12 protein-coding genes and 1 tRNA gene are annotated in these 16067 nt (G+C 68.2%); 2 read left to right on the top strand and 11 right to left on the bottom strand.

Features of this window, described 5'->3' with window-relative positions; all coding sequences use genetic code 11:
• Positions 1–73: 73 nt before the first annotated feature.
• Together ABD378_RS30885 and ABD378_RS30880 are read right to left on the bottom strand one after the other, a co-directional pair.
• The gene (locus ABD378_RS30885) at positions 74–1981 is read right to left on the bottom strand and encodes an alkyl/aryl-sulfatase (RefSeq protein ID WP_344526159.1); all 1908 of its coding nucleotides are present in this window, start codon (positions 1979–1981) and stop codon (positions 74–76) included.
• A gap of 235 nt (positions 1982–2216) precedes the next feature.
• Positions 2217–2299: transfer RNA gene (locus ABD378_RS30880), tRNA-Leu, on the bottom strand.
• Positions 2300–2396: 97 nt separating this feature from the next.
• Between ABD378_RS30880 and ABD378_RS30875 the strand changes: the two genes are divergently transcribed.
• A complete protein-coding gene (locus tag ABD378_RS30875) occupies positions 2397–3053 on the top strand; it encodes an ANTAR domain-containing response regulator (RefSeq protein WP_344526157.1) in 657 nt (218 codons plus the stop codon).
• 80 nt (positions 3054–3133) lie between these two features.
• Here the strand turns inward: ABD378_RS30875 and ABD378_RS30870 are convergent, their stop codons facing one another.
• The 9 genes from ABD378_RS30870 to ABD378_RS30830 all read right to left on the bottom strand — a co-directional run bounded on the left by ABD378_RS30870 (position 3134) and on the right by ABD378_RS30830 (position 13111).
• Positions 3134–3850 (bottom strand): ABC transporter ATP-binding protein, encoded by a 717-nt coding sequence (locus tag ABD378_RS30870; RefSeq protein WP_344526155.1) that lies wholly within the window; start codon positions 3848–3850, stop codon positions 3134–3136.
• Positions 3847–4716, bottom strand: coding sequence for an ABC transporter ATP-binding protein (locus ABD378_RS30865; RefSeq protein ID WP_344526153.1), 870 nt, complete (start codon positions 4714–4716; stop codon positions 3847–3849). The genes ABD378_RS30870 and ABD378_RS30865 overlap by 4 nt, the downstream gene beginning before the upstream one ends.
• 3 nt (positions 4717–4719) lie before the next feature.
• Entirely contained in the window at positions 4720–6564 is a 1845-nt protein-coding gene (locus ABD378_RS30860) for a branched-chain amino acid ABC transporter permease (protein WP_344526151.1), read from the bottom strand.
• Between the two features lie 5 nt (positions 6565–6569).
• Positions 6570–7499, bottom strand: coding sequence for a branched-chain amino acid ABC transporter permease (locus ABD378_RS30855; protein ID WP_344526149.1), 930 nt, complete (start codon positions 7497–7499; stop codon positions 6570–6572).
• 152 nt (positions 7500–7651) lie between these two features.
• The gene (locus ABD378_RS30850) at positions 7652–8899 is read right to left on the bottom strand and encodes a branched-chain amino acid ABC transporter substrate-binding protein (protein ID WP_344526147.1); all 1248 of its coding nucleotides are present in this window, start codon (positions 8897–8899) and stop codon (positions 7652–7654) included.
• A 255-nt stretch (positions 8900–9154) separates the two neighbouring features.
• On the bottom strand, positions 9155–9793 hold the full coding sequence (locus ABD378_RS30845) for a Tat pathway signal sequence domain protein (protein WP_344526145.1): 639 nt from the start codon (positions 9791–9793) through the stop codon (positions 9155–9157).
• Positions 9784–10188: a hypothetical protein gene (locus ABD378_RS30840; protein WP_344526143.1), complete on the bottom strand. Its 405-nt coding sequence runs from the start codon at positions 10186–10188 to the stop codon at positions 9784–9786. The genes ABD378_RS30845 and ABD378_RS30840 overlap by 10 nt, the downstream gene beginning before the upstream one ends.
• 96 nt (positions 10189–10284) lie before the next feature.
• Positions 10285–10755 carry a PaaI family thioesterase gene (locus ABD378_RS30835; protein WP_344526141.1) on the bottom strand — a complete coding sequence of 157 codons (471 nt, stop codon included), beginning with the start codon at positions 10753–10755 and terminating at the stop codon, positions 10285–10287.
• 46 nt (positions 10756–10801) lie between these two features.
• Positions 10802–13111, bottom strand: a complete 2310-nt coding sequence (locus ABD378_RS30830; protein ID WP_344526139.1) for an FdhF/YdeP family oxidoreductase — start codon at positions 13109–13111, stop codon at positions 10802–10804.
• 122 nt (positions 13112–13233) lie between these two features.
• Between ABD378_RS30830 and polA the strand changes: the two genes are divergently transcribed.
• Entirely contained in the window at positions 13234–15975 is a 2742-nt protein-coding gene (gene polA, locus ABD378_RS30825; protein WP_344526137.1) for a DNA polymerase I, read from the top strand.
• Positions 15976–16067: the final 92 nt, after the last annotated feature.

Here is a 16067-nt window from a genome sequence, read left to right as displayed (position 1 = left end):
CGTGGAACGAGGGGCCGCTCCGGGGGGAGCGGCCCCTCGCTTTTGTGCGAGCGTGTCCAGGGCGTCACGATGGCTAGGGCGTCACGATCGCGAAACTCGGGTCCGGCTTGTCCACCACGCCGAGCAGGTCGGTGAGGAGTTTCGTGTCCCCCTCGACCTTGATGTCACCCAGCCCCTTGCCGCCCAGCATCGCGAGCAGCTGAGGCTTGGTCATCGTCAGCGTGACGCCCGCGTCCGGATCCCTCTTCGCATCGCTGCGGTACGTCAACACGCCGTTCCGCAAGGTCAGATGCCAGACCTTCCCCAGCGCCGGAAGGCTCCAGTCCATCCGCAGCTTCAGGTCCCACGCCTTCGGGCCGTTCACGCGGACAGCCACCGAGTCGATGAGCTGGTCCACGGAGAGCGCCATCAGCATGTCCGCGCTCGCCACGGAGGTGGGGGAGTCCTGTACGCCTTCGCGCAGCTCCTGGGCGCCCGTCAGATAGAAGTTGCGCCACACGGCGTTCTCCGAGGCCTGGCCCAACTTGGTGTACAGCTTGGCCAGTTCGGACTTGGCGGCCTTGTGGCCGGGGTCCGCGAACACCACGTGGTTGAGCAGTGTCACCGCGAACCGCAGATCACCGCCGCCCGCGAACGCCTTGGCCTTCGCGACCGTCGCCGTGCGGCCCCCCATGGCCTTCACGTACCGCTTGGCCTCCTCGACCGGCGGGTGCTCCCACAGGTGCGCGGGATTCCCGTCGAACCAGCCCATGTACCGCTGGTAGATGCCCTTCACGTTATGGCTCAGCGACCCGTAATACCCGCGATTCGCCCACACGCCGGCGAGCGCGGGCGGCAACTCGATCTCCTCGGCGATCTCGCGTCCCGTCATCCCTCGATTGATCATCCGCAACGTCTGATCGTGCATGTACGCGTACAGATCCCGCTGCTGCTCAAGCAACTCCACGATCGTGTCGCCACCCCACGTAGGCCAGTGGTGCGAGGCGAAGGCGACATCTACTCGCCCGTCGAACAACACCACCGACTCATTCAGATAGTGCGCCCACTGCCGGGCGTCCCGCACCTGGGCGCCGCGCAACGTGATGATGTTGTGCATCGTGTGCGTCGCGTTCTCCGCCATGCAGACGGCACGCAGCTCGGGGAGCACGAAGTTCATCTCCGCGGGCGCCTCGGTCCCGGGCGTCATCTGGAACTCGAACTTCACCCCGTCGACGGTCTCGACCTGGCCGGTCTCGGTGATGTCCTTGGTAGGCGGGATCAACCCGATCGACCCCACCGAAACGGTCTGCCCGAGACCACAACCGATCTGCCCGGCAGGCGACTTGGGAAGCAGCGCGCCATACATGTACCCGGAGCGCCGCTGCATCGCCGTACCTGCGTAGACGTTCTCCGAAACGGCGTGCTCCATGAAACCCTCGGGCGCGAGGATCGGGACGTCGTCCCCCGCACCGTCCGGCAGCACACCGCGGCAGCCGCCGAAGTGGTCGACGTGCGGATGCGTGTAGACGAGCCCGGTGACCTTCTTGTCGCCGCGGTGCGCGCGGTAGAGCTTGAGCGCGGCGGCAGCGGTCTCCGCTGAGATCAGCGGATCGATGACGATGACACCGGTGTCGCCCTCGATGATCGTCATGTTCGACAGGTCGAGGCCGCGCACCTGGAAGACACGCTCCGTGACTTTGTAGAGCCCCTGCTTCGACACGAGCTGCGACTGCCGCCACAGGCTCTTGTGGGCGGACTTGGGGGCGTCCTTCTTGAGGAAGCCATACGCGTCGTTGTCCCAGACCACCTGCCCCTTGGCGTTCTTCACGATCCCCGGGGTGAGGGCGGCGATGAACCCCTTGTCGGCGTCGGCGAAGTCGTCCCCGCCCTTGCTCGTGCCCTCGCGGTCGATGGCGGAGGCGGTCTGAGGGTTCATGGCCACGGCCGCCGCAGCGGCACCCGCGGCAGCGGCGACGAAGCTGCGCCTGTTCAAGGGAGTCATGGGGGCGAAGATCGCAGCGGAGAACGCGGCGGGGCAAGGGTTCGCCGGGGATTTGGGGCAGCTCCCACGGCGGACCGAAAAGGGGAGTGACGCGTCCTATTGCGCGGGCGGCGCGAGGCGGGGTGCCGGGACCGGACGCGAGACCACTCGGCCACTGTCCGTGATGGGTGGTGGCAGTGCGTAACAAGAGAGCGGGTGCTCACGAAATTCGTGAGCACCCGCTCTTCCTGCGATGTGCCGGGTGCGGGATTCGAACCCGCAAGCCCTTTCAGGCAGAGGTGTTTGAGACCTCCGTGTATACCGTTCCACCAACCCGGCAGGCACTGCCGGAACTATACCGGGTCACCGTCGGACGCTGCAGCTAGGTAGGCTGCAGAGGCAGCAGTACCTGCCCGGCCCGCAACAAGGAGCCCCCGTGACTTCCCCCGAGTCGCCCCAGCCCGTAGCCGATGACGACGACAAGTCGCACGTGCCTCCGCTGACGACCCGTGTCGTCATCGCCGAGGACGAGGCTCTTATCCGGCTCGACCTCAAGGAGATGCTCGAGGAAGAGGGTTACACCGTCGTCGGCGAGGCCGGTGACGGTGAGAAAGCCGTCGAGCTGGCCCGCGAGCACAAGCCGGACCTGGTGATCCTGGACGTGAAGATGCCCGTCATGGACGGCATCTCGGCGGCCGAGAAGATCGCCGAGGAGTCCATCGCCCCGGTGCTCATGCTGACCGCGTTCTCGCAGCGTGACCTGGTCGAGCGGGCCAGGGACGCCGGTGCGATGGCGTATCTCGTGAAGCCCTTCAGCAAGACCGACGTCGTCCCGGCGATCGAGATGGCCGTCTCGCGCTTCACGGAGCTGAAGACGCTGGAGAAGGAGGTCGCCGACCTCACCCTGCGTCTGGAGACGCGGAAGCTGGTGGACCGCGCCAAGTCGATCCTGCAGACGGAGTACGGCCTGACGGAGCCCGCCGCGTTCCGCTGGATCCAGAAGACGTCGATGGACCGGCGTCTGTCGATGCAGCAGGTAGCGGAGGCGGTCATCGAGGACGCCGACGAGAAGAAGGCGGCGAAGGGGCAGTAGCCCCCGGCCCCGGCTCGCATACGTACGAGAAGGCCCGCACCCCGAAGCCGGGGTGCGGGCCTTCTCGTACGACGGGAGTCCTAGTCCTCGCCGAGGTACGCCTTCCGCACGGATTCGTCGTGCAGCAGGTTGTTCCCCGTACCGGACAGGACGATCTTGCCGACCTCCATGACATGACCGTGATCGGCGAGGGAGAGCGCCGCCTGGGCGTTCTGTTCGACGAGCAGAATGGTCGTGCCCTGGGACTTGAGCTCGGAGATGGTCGCCATGATCTTCTGCATCATGATCGGCGAAAGGCCCATGGAGGGTTCGTCGAGCATGAGCAGTTTCGGCTGGGACATCAGGGCGCGTCCCATGGCGAGCATTTGCTGCTCGCCGCCGGAGAGCGTGCCCGCCGCCTGCTTTCTGCGCTCCCCGAGAATCGGGAAGAGCTCGTAGGCGCGCGCGATGTCCTTTTCGATGGCCGATTTGTCGCTGCGCAGATATGCGCCGAGCCGCAGATTGTTCTCGATCGACATGCGCGGAAAGATGTGCCGGCCCTCGGGGGAGTGGGCGAGGCCGAGCGCGACGATCTGGTCGGCGCGGTATTTCCGCAGCGTTTTCCCGTTGAATTTGATGGAGCCGCCGACCGGCTTGAGGAGCCCGGAGAGCGTGCGCAGCGTGGTGGTCTTGCCTGCGCCGTTCGTGCCGATCAGGGTGACGACCTCGCCGGCCTCGACCTTGAACGAGATGCCCTTGACGGCTTCGATCTTGCCGTAGGCGACCTTGAGGTCCTCGACTTCGAGCAGTGCGGTCATCGGCTGTTCTCCTCGTTGCCCGTCGCGTCGGCCTCTGTGCTGCCGGGGGCACCTTCGAAGGGCTCGCCCAGGTAGGCGGCGATGACGCGGTCGTCCTGCTGGACGGTTTCACTGCTGCCCTCGACGAGTTTCTCGCCTTGGACGAGTACGGCCACGCGGTCGCACAGGTTGAAGATGAAGCGCATGTCGTGCTCGATGACGAGGACGGCGATGCCCATGTCCCGGATGGCGAGGACGAGTTCCTCGGTGGCGCGGGTCTCCTGCGGGTTCATGCCCGCGGTCGGCTCGTCCAGGAGGAGCAGGCCCGGCTCGCTCGCGAGCGCCCGGGCGATCTCCAGCTTGCGCTGCTCGCCGTAGGGCAGGTTGCGGGAGAGGTGTTCCGCCTTCTCGGCGAGGCCGACGAACTCGAGCAGTTCCAGGGCGCGGGCCTTGGACTTGGCCTCCGCCTTGTGGAAGCCGGGGCCGCGCAGGAGGGCCGACCAGAGGCCTTCCTTCGTACGCGTGTGGCGTCCGACGAGGACGTTCTCCAGGACCGTCATGTTGGCGAAGAGACGGATGTTCTGGAAGGTGCGGGCCACGCCGGCCGCGGTGACCTTGAAGGATTTGCTGGGCAGGACCTTGCCCTTGTACCGGACTTCGCCCTCGGTGGGGATGTAGAGGCCGGTGAGGCAGTTGAAGAAGGTGGTCTTGCCCGCGCCGTTGGGGCCGATGAGGCCGACGATCTCGCCGCTGTTGACGGTGAGGTCGACGGAGCGCACGGCGGTGAGGCCGCCGAAGCGCATCGTGACGCCCTTGGCGTCCAGGACAGTCTCTCCGGCCGGCGAGGCGGCGGCGCTGTCCTTGCTGGTGGTGGTGTCGGTGGTCATGGCTCAGGCCCCTGTCTTGCTGAGGACTGTGGGAGGCGGCGTGTCGCCGGGAGCCAGTTCGGCCTCGTGGAACTCGAGCTGGCGGCGGCGGTTGGGGATGAGGCCCTCGGGGCGGAAGCGCATGAGCAGTACGAGCGCGAGGCCGAAGGCGAAGAGCTGGTAGTCGCCCAGGAACGAGAGCTTGCTCGGGATGAGGTAGAGCAGCGCCGCGCCGACGAGGGGTCCGCTGATGGTGCCCATGCCGCCGAGGACGACCGCGGCGAGCAGGAACGCCGAGTTGGGCGGGACCGTGTTGGCGAACTGGTACTGCTCGGGCGTCACGGTGTAGGTGACGTGTGCCTGCACCGTGCCCGCGAGTCCGGCGAGCGTGGCGCCGAGCGCGAAGGCGATGAGCTTCACGCGGAAGCCGTTGATGCCCATGGCGAGCGCCGCGGTCTCGTCCTCGCGGATGGCGACCCAGGCGCGCCCGATGCGGGAGTCGCCGCTGCGCCTGAAGACCAGGACGACGACGAGGGTGATGAGCAGCATCAGGAAGAAGTAGTTCGCGAAACGGCCGATGGTGACGCCGAGGATGCTGTGCTCGATGCCCAGGTCGAAGCCCAGGATCTTGAGGTTCGGGATCGAGGAGATGCCGTTCGAGCCGTTGGTGATGTCCGGGCCCGACGTGCCGTCGGAGTTCATCGCGACGAGCCGGAAGATCTCACCGAAGCCGAGGGTGACGATGGCGAGGTAGTCGCCGCGCAGCCGCAGTGTCGGTGCGCCGATGAGCACGCCGAAGATGAGTGACGCGCCCGCGCCGACCAGGATCGCGCCCCAGAACGGCAGGTGGACGTCGAAGGGCGAGGACGGCGACCCGGAGACCATGGACGCCGCGTAGGCGCCGACGCCGAGGAAGGCGACGTATCCGAGGTCGAGGAGGCCCGCGAGGCCGACGACGATGTTCAGACCGAGCGCGACGGTGGCGAAGATGAGGATGTAGACGCCGATGGTGGCGTACTGGTCGTCGCTCTGCGTGAACGGGAAGGCCGCTGCGGCGACGAAGGCACCGATGAGTGTGATGTTGCGGTGCCGACCGGTGTACGTGGAGACCTGGGCGACGAGCCCGGCCTTGGACAGCGCCGCGAAGCTGAACGCGACGGTGACCAGGAAGCCGATGAAGAGCTCGTCGTACTCGGTGCCGATGCCGTAGGTGAAGACCAGGAGGCCCACCGAGAGCGCGGCGATGATGATCAGGATCTCGACGTAGCTGGGGAGCTTGCGCGGGCTGGCCGGGGCCTCGGCGGCGAAGGCGCCCTTGAAGATGATGATCGCGTTGCGCGCGCGGTGCTTGAACTGTTCGCTGCCGCTGTCCTCGGCGTCGACCGCGTAGGTGTGCGGCCGCTCGAAGGGCAGGGCGAGGGCGCCGATGAAGGCGCCGAGGGTGGCGATGGCGGCGACCCAGCCGCCGGGGTCGAGGTTGGCGAGGCCGCCGAGCTGGTAGCTGATCGAGATGATCGTGAACCAGGTGGTCGTGAAGGCGGCGAGCGCCGCGTACTTCAGCGCGGCGTCGGCTCCGCCGGGAGCCAGCGCCCGTACGCCCTTGACGCCGTACGAGGCGAGGCCGAAGAGCGTCGTCAGGATGCCGGCGATCAGGACGAGCACCTGGAGGCCGCCGGGGTATCCGTAGACGGTGAGGTCGCCGGGGAACGCCGCGGTCCAGGTCCACGCCATGAACGTGGAGATGATGGTGAGGATGCCGCCGCCGGTGGCCAGTGCGCGGGCGGGGCCCACGGGGATGGCGATGAGTCCGGTGGGGGTGTGGTCCTGCTTGGGGCTCGGCGCGTCGGCCGCAGTGGTCTGTGTGGTCATGGTTGTCACGCCCTGTCCGCGACGCGCTCGCCAAGGAGACCTTGTGGCCTGACGAGGAGTACGACGATGAGGAGTACGAAGGCCCAGACGTCGGCCCAGGACTGCCCGCCGAGCTGGCTCATGCCGGGGATGTCGTTCATGTAGGCGGTGGCCATGGCTTCGGCGACGCCGAGGACGAGGCCGCCGATCATGGCGCCGTAGATGTTGCCGATGCCTCCGAGCACGGCGGCCGTGAAGGCCTTGAGGCCCCAGAGGAAGCCCATGCGGAACTGGACTTCTCCGTAGCGGAAGCCGTAGGCGACGGCGGCGATGCCGGCGAAGGCGGCGCCGATCGCGAAGGCCACGACGATGACGCGGTCGGTGTTGACACCCATGAGCTTGGCGGTGTCGGGGTCCTGCGCGGTGGCCTGCATGCCGCGTCCGACGCGGGTCTTCATCACGAACCAGCCGAGGGCGAACATGCAGATCGGGGCGGTGATCAGCAGGAAGATGTCGCCGGGCTGGATGGTGATGGAGCCCATGTGGATGGAGTCGCCGGGCATCTCGGGGAAGGTGCGGGACGACTTCGCGTTGGGGTACCAGGCCCAGACGGCCTGCTGCAGCGCGAGCGAGAGCCCGATGGCGGTGATGAGGGGTGCGAGGCGGGGTGCGCCGCGCAACGGGCGGTAGGCGAAGCGTTCGGCTCCGACCGCTATGAGGGTGGAGACGATGACGGCGCCTATGAGCATGAGCGGAAGGGCGAGCCACATGCTGGTGCCGCCCGGCAGCCAGAGCCATACGGTGAGGGCGCCGAAGCCGCCGACCATGAAGATCTCGCCATGGGCGAAGTTGATGAGCTGGACGATGCCATAGACCATTGTGTAGCCGATGGCGATCAGGCCGTACATGGATCCCAGTAGCAGGCCATTGACCAGCTGTTGCGGCAGTTCGTGCACCGCAGGTCCTCCGAGTCTTTCGGTGTCGTGCGGCCTGCTTGCGGTGGCGGGGGAGCCTCGCGGTGGCCGAACGGCTTAGGTGACGGATGCGACGCCGCGCGGGGCGCTGCAGAGGCAGCGCCCCGCGCGGTGGTGTCGTGCTGCGGGGTGGATCAGCCGGTGAAGGTGCCGGACTTGACCGGCTTCCAGCCCTTGGTCGGGTCCTCGGTGGACTTGACCTCGTACACGGTGAGCTGCTTGTTGGTCGCGTCGCCGTACTCGTCGAAGGAGACCTTGCCGGTCACGCCGTCGAAGGAGACGTCCTGCATGGCCTCGACGATCTTCTCGCGAGCGTCGTCGGGCAGCTTGCCGTCGTTGTCCTCGACGACCTTCTTGACTGCTTCGATGACCGCCCAGGCCGAGTCGTAGGAGTAGCCGCCGTAGGCCTCGTAGGCCTCCTTGTAGCCGGCCTTCTTGTAGTTCGCGATGAACTCCTTGGCGGACGGCAGTTCCTCGACGGGCTGGCCGATCGAGGTGGCCATGTCGCCCTTGCCCTCCTTGCCGGCGAGCTTGACGAAGTCGGCGCTGTAGATGCCGTCACCGCCGACGAGCGGGATGTTGGCTCCGGCCTTCTTCATCTGCTTGCTGAGCGGGCCTGCCGCGGGGTACTCGCCGCCGTAGTAGACGACGTCCGCGTCCGAGTTCTTGATCTTGGTGGCGACGGCGCCGAAGTCCTTCGTGTCCGGGTTCACGTGCTCGGTGCCGGCGACCTTGCCGCCGAGCTTGGTGAACTCGTCCTTGAAGGTGGCGGCCAGACCGGCGCCGTAGGTCTTCTTGTCGTCGACCACGAAGACCTTCTTCTTCTTCGCGTCGTTGTACAGGTACTGCGCGGCGAACGGGCCCTGGACGGCGTCCGTGGTGGCCGTACGGAAGTAGGCCTTGTACGGGCGCACCTTCTTGCCGCCGTTCCAGTCCTGGCCCTGGGTCATGGCCGGGTTGGTGTTGGCGGGGGAGACCTGGACGAGCTTCGCGTCGTCGAAGACCTTCTGCATCGACTCGCCGACGGAGGAGTTCAGGGGTCCGACGGCGCCGAGGATTTCCTTGTTCGCGACGAACTTGGTCGCGTTGGTCTGGCCCGACGCGGGCTGGCCCTGGTCGTCGGCGGACTCCACCTTGAAGGTGATGCCGTCGACGTACTTCTTCTCGTTGGCCTGCTTGGCGGCGAGATCCACGGAGTTGCGGATACCGAGGCCCAGCGCGGACAAGTCGCCGGTCAGCGGCGCGTCGACACCGATGACCACGGTGGTACCGCCGCCCGCGGAGTCTTCCTTGTCCTTGTCGTCGCGTGAGCCACAGGCGGTGAGGGTGAGTGCCCCCGCGGTGAATGCAGCGGTGATGGCTATGAGCGAACGTTGACGCACGATCAGTCCTTTCCCCTGGCACGGCCGTCCCCTGTTGGGTGGCCGAGTCGAGCGCAGAACCGAACTGACAGGAATCCGGTGGGCGCGGTGACTGGCCGTGACTCTAAGGGCCGAATTGTTCCTGGTGGAGTGGTCAGGGCAAAGGTGTGACGCTCTTGTTATGCCACGGAGTATTCCGCGCTGGAACTCAGGGGGTGGTTGAGGCGTAATGCGCCGTCTTCGGCGCATCTCGCATGCTGAGAACTTGCAGGACTGTCAGGGTGTTTTACTCATGACATCAGTGTTCGGGGGGCATGCAGCTGTCAGGGCCTCGGAAAGATCTTTTGCGTACCTCTCGCCGAGGATGAAGCTCTGCAGCTGCATTGCACGCACATTACGCAGTGTTACGACCAGGAAAGGGAGTCCGGCATTCCGTTGCACCTTTCCGCATTCGCGAATGTGCATGGTGATACGTGCCGTCCGAGGGGTTCCGCTTTTCACCTTGAATGGGGTATGGGGGGCGACGGTCACCGACAGCGCCTCCGACGGCTGGGTGATCCGCTTGATGGACACCGGAGGTCCCGAGTCCTGGCTGACCCTGACGGTGAAGCTGAACGTGCGGTCACCGGCCCGTGGGTGCGTCATCCCGCCCTTGTACGCCACGGACACGGTCTGCGAGGGATAGAGCGGTGGCGGCGGTGCGGGGGGACGGGGGCGGGTCAGGTAGAGGCTGAGCCCCGCGGCCCCGACGACCGCGGCCGTGGCGAGGGCCAGGGCGGTGCGGCGGTGGCGGGTGAGCAGCGGGCGGGACCGGACGGGATGTGTGGCGACCTGGTCCGTGGCGGCGGCGCGGGTGGCCCGGGTCTCGTAGGTGTCGTCGCCGGGCTCGATGGGACCGATGGCGTTCACACCCACGGCCCGCCGCTCGGCTCCCCGTGGCGGTAGCGCTCCTCGCACCGCTCGCGGGCCTCACGGGTGAGCAACTTCCGTCCCGCGTCGGCTCCGTGGCGCTTTCGCTCGGCGCGGGCCAGGTCGAGGGCGTCCCGCAGGATCATGTACTGCCCGTTGGAGAGGCCCATCGACTGGTAGTCGCCGTAGGTCTCCTTGCCCGAGTCGTAGATCTGCCGCCCCCACTTGGTGATCAGGGACGTGCAGAGGTCCTCGGGGGAGGTGGTGGAGGGAGAGGGCTGGGGGGCCTTGCTGCGGGCGTCGTCGGCGGAAGGGGAGCTTTCGCATCCGGTGGCGGCGAGGAGGGCAGTGGAGAGCAGGGCGGTGCAGGCGAGCGCACAGAGCGGTTTCCGGTGCCTCATGCGCTGACGCTAGACCGCGGCCCCACACTCCGACAATGCGTAGGGCGCGCCTGCTCGGCCTGGGCCGATGGGGCGCGCCCGCCCTCAACTGCCTTGTCAGGCGGAGCCGTTGGCCGCCACGTCGCGCAGCAGGCAGGTCAGCCGCGCGGTGCAGACCCGCTTGTCCTGCTCGTCGGTGATGACGATCTCGTACGTCGCCGTGGAGCGGCCCCGGTGCACGGGCGTCGCCACGCCGGTGACCAGGCCCGAACGCGCGCCGCGGTGGTGCGTGCAGTTCAGGTCGACGCCGACGGCGAGCTTCTCGCTCCCGCCGTGCAGCATCGAGCCGACCGACCCCAGGGTTTCGGCGAGGACGGCGGACGCGCCGCCGTGCAGCAGGCCGTACGGCTGGGTGTTGCCCTCGACCGGCATGGTGCCGACGACGCGCTCGGCGGAGGCCTCGACGATCTGGACGCCCATCCGGACGCCGAGGTCGCCCGCGGAGAAGAGGGCGGGCAGGTCGATGCCGAGCGCGGCGTACTCGTCGATGACCTCTTGCGGGAACTTCACGCTGTGCTGCTCACCCATGGGGCCCGGCTCCGTTCGTCGTCCTCGTCTGTCGCTGAGCGAACGCTCAGTCGGTTCCCGATTGTTCCAGGCGCACGACGACGGACTTGCTGGCGGGGGTGTTGCTGGTGTCGGCCGTCGCGTCCAGCGGGACCAGGACGTTCGTCTCCGGGTAGTACGCCGCCGCGCAGCCCCGGGCCGTCGGATAGTGCACGATCCGGAAGCCGGGCGCGCGCCGCTCGACGCCGTCCTTCCACTCGCTCACGAGGTCGGCGTACGACCCCTCGGCGAGGTTCAGCTCGCGGGCGTCATCGGGATTGACCAGGACGACCCGGCGGCCGTTCTTGATGCCCCTGTAGCGGTCGTCAAGGCCGTAGATCGTGGTGTTGTACTGGTCGTGCGAGCGCAGCGTCTGCAGCAGAAGACGGCCCTTCGGCAAGGCGGGGAACTCGACCGGCGCGGCGGTGAAGTTGGCCTTGCCGGTGGCCGTGGGGAAGCGGCGCTCGTCGCGCGGGGCGTGTGGAAGGGCGAAGCCCGCGGGGTCGGCCACCTTGGCGTTGAAGTCCTCGAAGCCGGGGATCACGCGCGCGATGCGGTCGCGCACCGTGGCGTAGTCCTTCTCGAACTCCTCCCAGGGCGTGGCCGATCGAGGGCCGAGGACGCGGCGGGCGAGGCGGCACACGATGGCCGGCTCGGACAGCAGATGCGGGCTCGCGGGCTCCAGACGGCCGCGCGATGCGTGCACCATGCCCATGGAGTCCTCGACGGTCACGAACTGCTCTGTGCCTTTCCCCTCTGTGCCTTTCCCCTCCGGGCCGCCCTGGAGGTCCCGCTCGGTGCGGCCGAGCGTCGGCAGGATCAGCGCACGCGCGCCCGTGACGGCATGCGAGCGGTTCAGCTTCGTCGACACGTGGACGGTCAGGCGGGCCTTGCGCATCGCCGCCTCCGTCACCTCCGTGTCGGGCGAGGCCGCCACGAAGTTGCCGCCCATCGCGAAGAACACCTTCGCCTCGCCGTCCCGCAGCGCCTTGATCGCGCGGACGACGTCCAGGCCGTGCTCGCGCGGCGGCGCGAAGCCGAACTCCTTCTCCAGGGCGTCGAGGAAGGCGGGCGCGGGCCGCTCGAAGATGCCCATCGTGCGGTCGCCCTGCACGTTCGAGTGCCCGCGCACCGGGCACACGCCCGCGCCAGGACGGCCGATGTTGCCGCGCAGCAGAAGGAAGTTGACGACCTCGCGGATGGTCGGCACGGCGTGCTTGTGCTGGGTCAGGCCCATCGCCCAGCACACGACGGTGCGCTTCGAGGCGAGCACCATGGCGAGGGCTTCCTCGATCCTCGCCCGCTCCAGTCCGGTCGCGGCGAGGGTCTCGTCCCAGTCGGCTGTGCGCGCGGCCTCGGTGAACTCCTCGTACCCATGGGTGTGTTCGCGGACGAACTCCTCGTCCACGGCCCCGTCGGTCTCCAGGATGAGCTTGTTCAGGAGCCGGAACAGGGCCTGGTCGCCGCCGAGGCGGATCTGCAGGAAGAGGTCGGTGAGGGCGGTGCCCTTGATCATGCCCTGCGGGGTCTGCGGGTTCTTGAAGCGCTCCAGGCCCGCCTCGGGCAGCGGATTGACCGTGATGATCTTCGCGCCGTTGTTCTTCGCCTTCTCCAGGGCGGAGAGCATGCGCGGATGGTTCGTGCCGGGGTTCTGCCCCGCGACGATGATCAGGTCCGACTTGTAGAGGTCCTCCAGGAGGACGCTGCCCTTGCCGACCCCGATGGTCTCCGTGAGCGCGGAGCCGGACGACTCATGGCACATGTTCGAACAGTCGGGCAGATTGTTCGTGCCCAGCTCGCGGGCGAACAGCTGGTACAGGAACGCCGCTTCGTTGCTCGTGCGGCCCGAGGTGTAGTAGACGGATTCGTCCGGGCTGTCCAGCGCGGCCAGTTCCTCCGCGATGATGTCGAAGGCCCGCTCCCAGGGGACGGGTTCATAGCGCTCGGCGCCCTCCGCCAGATACATCGGGTGGGTGAGGCGGCCCTGCTGCCCCAGCCAGTACCCACTGCGCGTCGCGAGGTCGGCCACGGGGTGCGCGGCGAAGAAGTCGGGGGTGACGCGGCGCAGTGTGGCCTCCTCGGCGACCGCCTTCGCGCCGTTCTCACAGAACTCCGCCTTGTGCCGGTGCTCCGGCTCGGGCCAGGCGCAGCCGGGGCAGTCGAAGCCGTCCTTCTGATTGACCCGCAGCAGCGTCAGCGCCGTGCGGCGCACGCCCATCTGCTGCTGGGCCATGCGCAGCGTGTGCCCGATGGCGGGAAGCCCCGCCGCGGCGTGCTGCGCCTCGGCGACCTGCGGCGCGTCCTGGACCGGATCACCCTTGGGCGGCTTGCTTGCCATGATCGGCTCCCCTTCGAGCACGTGCGTGAGCTACGTCTCCGATCCTCCCACGCGACGCTGACAGCGCGGTCGCGGGTGAGGGTTGGGCCTGAGTGTCAGTGGGGCGTGGCAGGATCGGGGACGTGGCAGAAAAAGCAGCGAAGAAGAAGTCCGAGACCGCGACGAAGCCGAGTGGCGAGCAGCGTCCGCGCCTGCTCCTCATGGACGGGCACTCCCTGGCCTACCGGGCGTTCTTCGCGCTGCCCGCGGAGAACTTCACGACCGCGACGGGCCAGCCGACGAACGCGATCTACGGCTTCGCGTCGATGCTGGCGAACACCTTGCGCGACGAGGCGCCCACGCACTTCGCGGTGGCCTTCGACGTCTCGCGCAAGACGTGGCGCTCCACGGAGTTCCCGGAGTACAAGGCGAACCGCTCCAAGACCCCGGACGAGTTCAAGGGCCAGGTCGAGCTGATCGGCGAGGTGCTCGACGCGATGCACGCGGTGCGGTTCGCGGTGGACGGCTTCGAGGCGGACGACGTGATCGCCACGCTCGCCACCCAGGCCGAGGCGGCCGGCTTCGACGTCCTGATCGTCACCGGCGACCGTGACTCCTTCCAGCTGATCAGCGACCACGTGACGGTGCTGTATCCCACGAAGGGCGTCTCCGAGCTGACGCGCTTCACGCCGGAGAAGGTCGAGGAGAAGTACGGCCTCACGCCCAGCCAGTACCCCGACTTCGCGGCCCTGCGCGGCGACCCGTCGGACAACCTCCCCGGCATCCCCGGAGTGGGCGAGAAGACCGCCGCGAAGTGGATCAACCAGTTCGGCTCCTTCGCGGACCTCGTCGAGCGCGCGGAGGAGGTCAAGGGCAAGGCCGGGCAGAACTTCCGCGACCACCTGGACGCGGTGAAGCTGAACCGCCGTCTCACGGAGATGGTGCGCGACGTCGAGCTCCCCAAGCAGGTCACCGACCTGGAGCGCGCTCCGTACGACCGCACGGCCCTCGCCCTGGTCCTGGACACCCTGGAGATCCGCAACCCCTCGCTGCGCGAGCGGCTCCTGGCCGTGGACCCCGGCGCGGAGGAGGCCGACCAGACCCCGGCCGAGCCGGGCGTGGAGCTGGACGGCTCGGTGCTCGGCGCGGGTGAGGTCGCGCCGTGGCTCGCCGAGCACGGCAACGCGGTCCTCGGCATGGCCACGGTCGACACCTGGCAGCTCGGCACGGGCTCGGTGACCGAGGTGGCCCTCGCGGCGGCCGGGGGAGCGGCGGCCTGGTTCGACCCGTCCCGCCTGGACGAGGCCGACGAGAACGCCTTCGCGGCCTGGATCGCCGACCCCAAGAAGCCCAAGATCCTGCACAACGCCAAGGCCACGATGCGGGTCTTCCCCGAGCACGGCTGGAGTGTGGACGGCGTCACCATGGACACGGCGCTCGCCGCGTACCTGGTCAAGCCGGGCCGCCGCTCCTTCGCCCTGGACGCCCTGTCCCTGGAGTACCTGGGCCGCGAGCTGGCCCCCGCCGGGGCGGCCGAAGGACAGCTCGCCTTCGGCACGGAGGAGGACGAGCAGGCCGAGGCCCAGTCGCTGATGTCGCAGGCCCGCACGATCCTCGACCTGGGCACGGCCTTCGGGGAGAAGCTGAAGGAGGTCGGCGCCGGTGATCTCCTGAAGGACATCGAACTGCCGACGTCCATCCTCCTGGCCCGCCTGGAGCGGCACGGCATCGCGGCGGACCGCGCCCATCTGGAGGCGATGGAGCAGCAGTTCGCGGGCGCGGTGCAGCAGGCGGTGAAGGAGGCGCACGAGGCGGCGGGCCACGAGTTCAACCTCGGCTCGCCCAAGCAGCTCCAGGAAGTCCTCTTCGGAGAGCTGAACCTCCCCAAGACGAAGAAGACCAAGACCGGGTACACCACGGACGCGGACGCCCTGGCCTGGCTCGCGGCCCAGACCGAGAACGAACTGCCGGTCATCATGCTGCGCCACCGCGAGCAGGCGAAGCTCCGCGTCACGGTCGAGGGCCTGATCAAGTCGATCGCCGCGGACACCCGCATCCACACGACGTTCAACCAGACCGTCGCGGCGACCGGCCGCCTGTCCTCCACCGACCCGAACCTCCAGAACATCCCGGTCCGCACGGACGAGGGCCGGGCGATCCGCCGCGGCTTCGTGGTCGGCGAGGGCTTCGAGTCCCTGATGACCGCGGACTACAGCCAGATCGAACTGCGCGTGATGGCCCACCTCTCCGAGGACGAGGGCCTCCTGGAGGCGTTCGGCTCGGGCGAGGACCTGCACACGACCGTGGCGTCCCAGGTGTTCAGCGTGGAGGGCTCCGCCGTCGACGCCGAGATGCGCCGCAAGATCAAGGCGATGTCGTACGGCTTGGCGTACGGCCTCTCCGCGTTCGGCCTCTCCCAGCAGCTGAACATCGAGGCGGGCGAGGCCCGCGCCCTGATGGACACCTACTTCGAGCGGTTCGGCGGCGTACGCGACTATCTGCGCCGAGCCGTCGACGAGGCCCGCGCGACGGGATACACGGAGACGATGCTGGGCCGCCGCCGGTACCTCCCCGACCTCAACAGCGACAACCGCCAGCGCCGCGAGATGGCCGAGCGGATGGCCCTGAACGCCCCGATCCAGGGCACGGCGGCGGACATCGTCAAGATCGCCATGCTGAACGTGCACCGCGCGCTGACGGAGGCGAGGCTCGACTCCCGCATGCTGCTCCAGGTCCACGACGAAATCGTCCTGGAGATCGCTCCGGGCGAGCGCGCCAAGGTGGAGGAGCTCGTCCGCCGCGAGATGGCGGGCGCGGTGTCGCTCCGGGCGCCGCTGGATGTCTCGGTGGGCGTGGGGCCGGACTGGGAGTCCGCAGCGCACTGAGCTGCGCAGGGCTTGAGCGGGGCTCTTGGCGCACCGGAAAATCACCGGCTTCGCCGAGTTCGTCCTCAAACGCCGGACGGGCTGGAATATCC

This window comes from Streptomyces rectiviolaceus, from assembly GCF_039533825.1.
Classification (GTDB): domain Bacteria; phylum Actinomycetota; class Actinomycetes; order Streptomycetales; family Streptomycetaceae; genus Streptomyces; species Streptomyces rectiviolaceus.
Note: the sequence above shows the minus strand (reverse complement) of the source record. Positions and strands in the feature narration are given on the sequence as shown.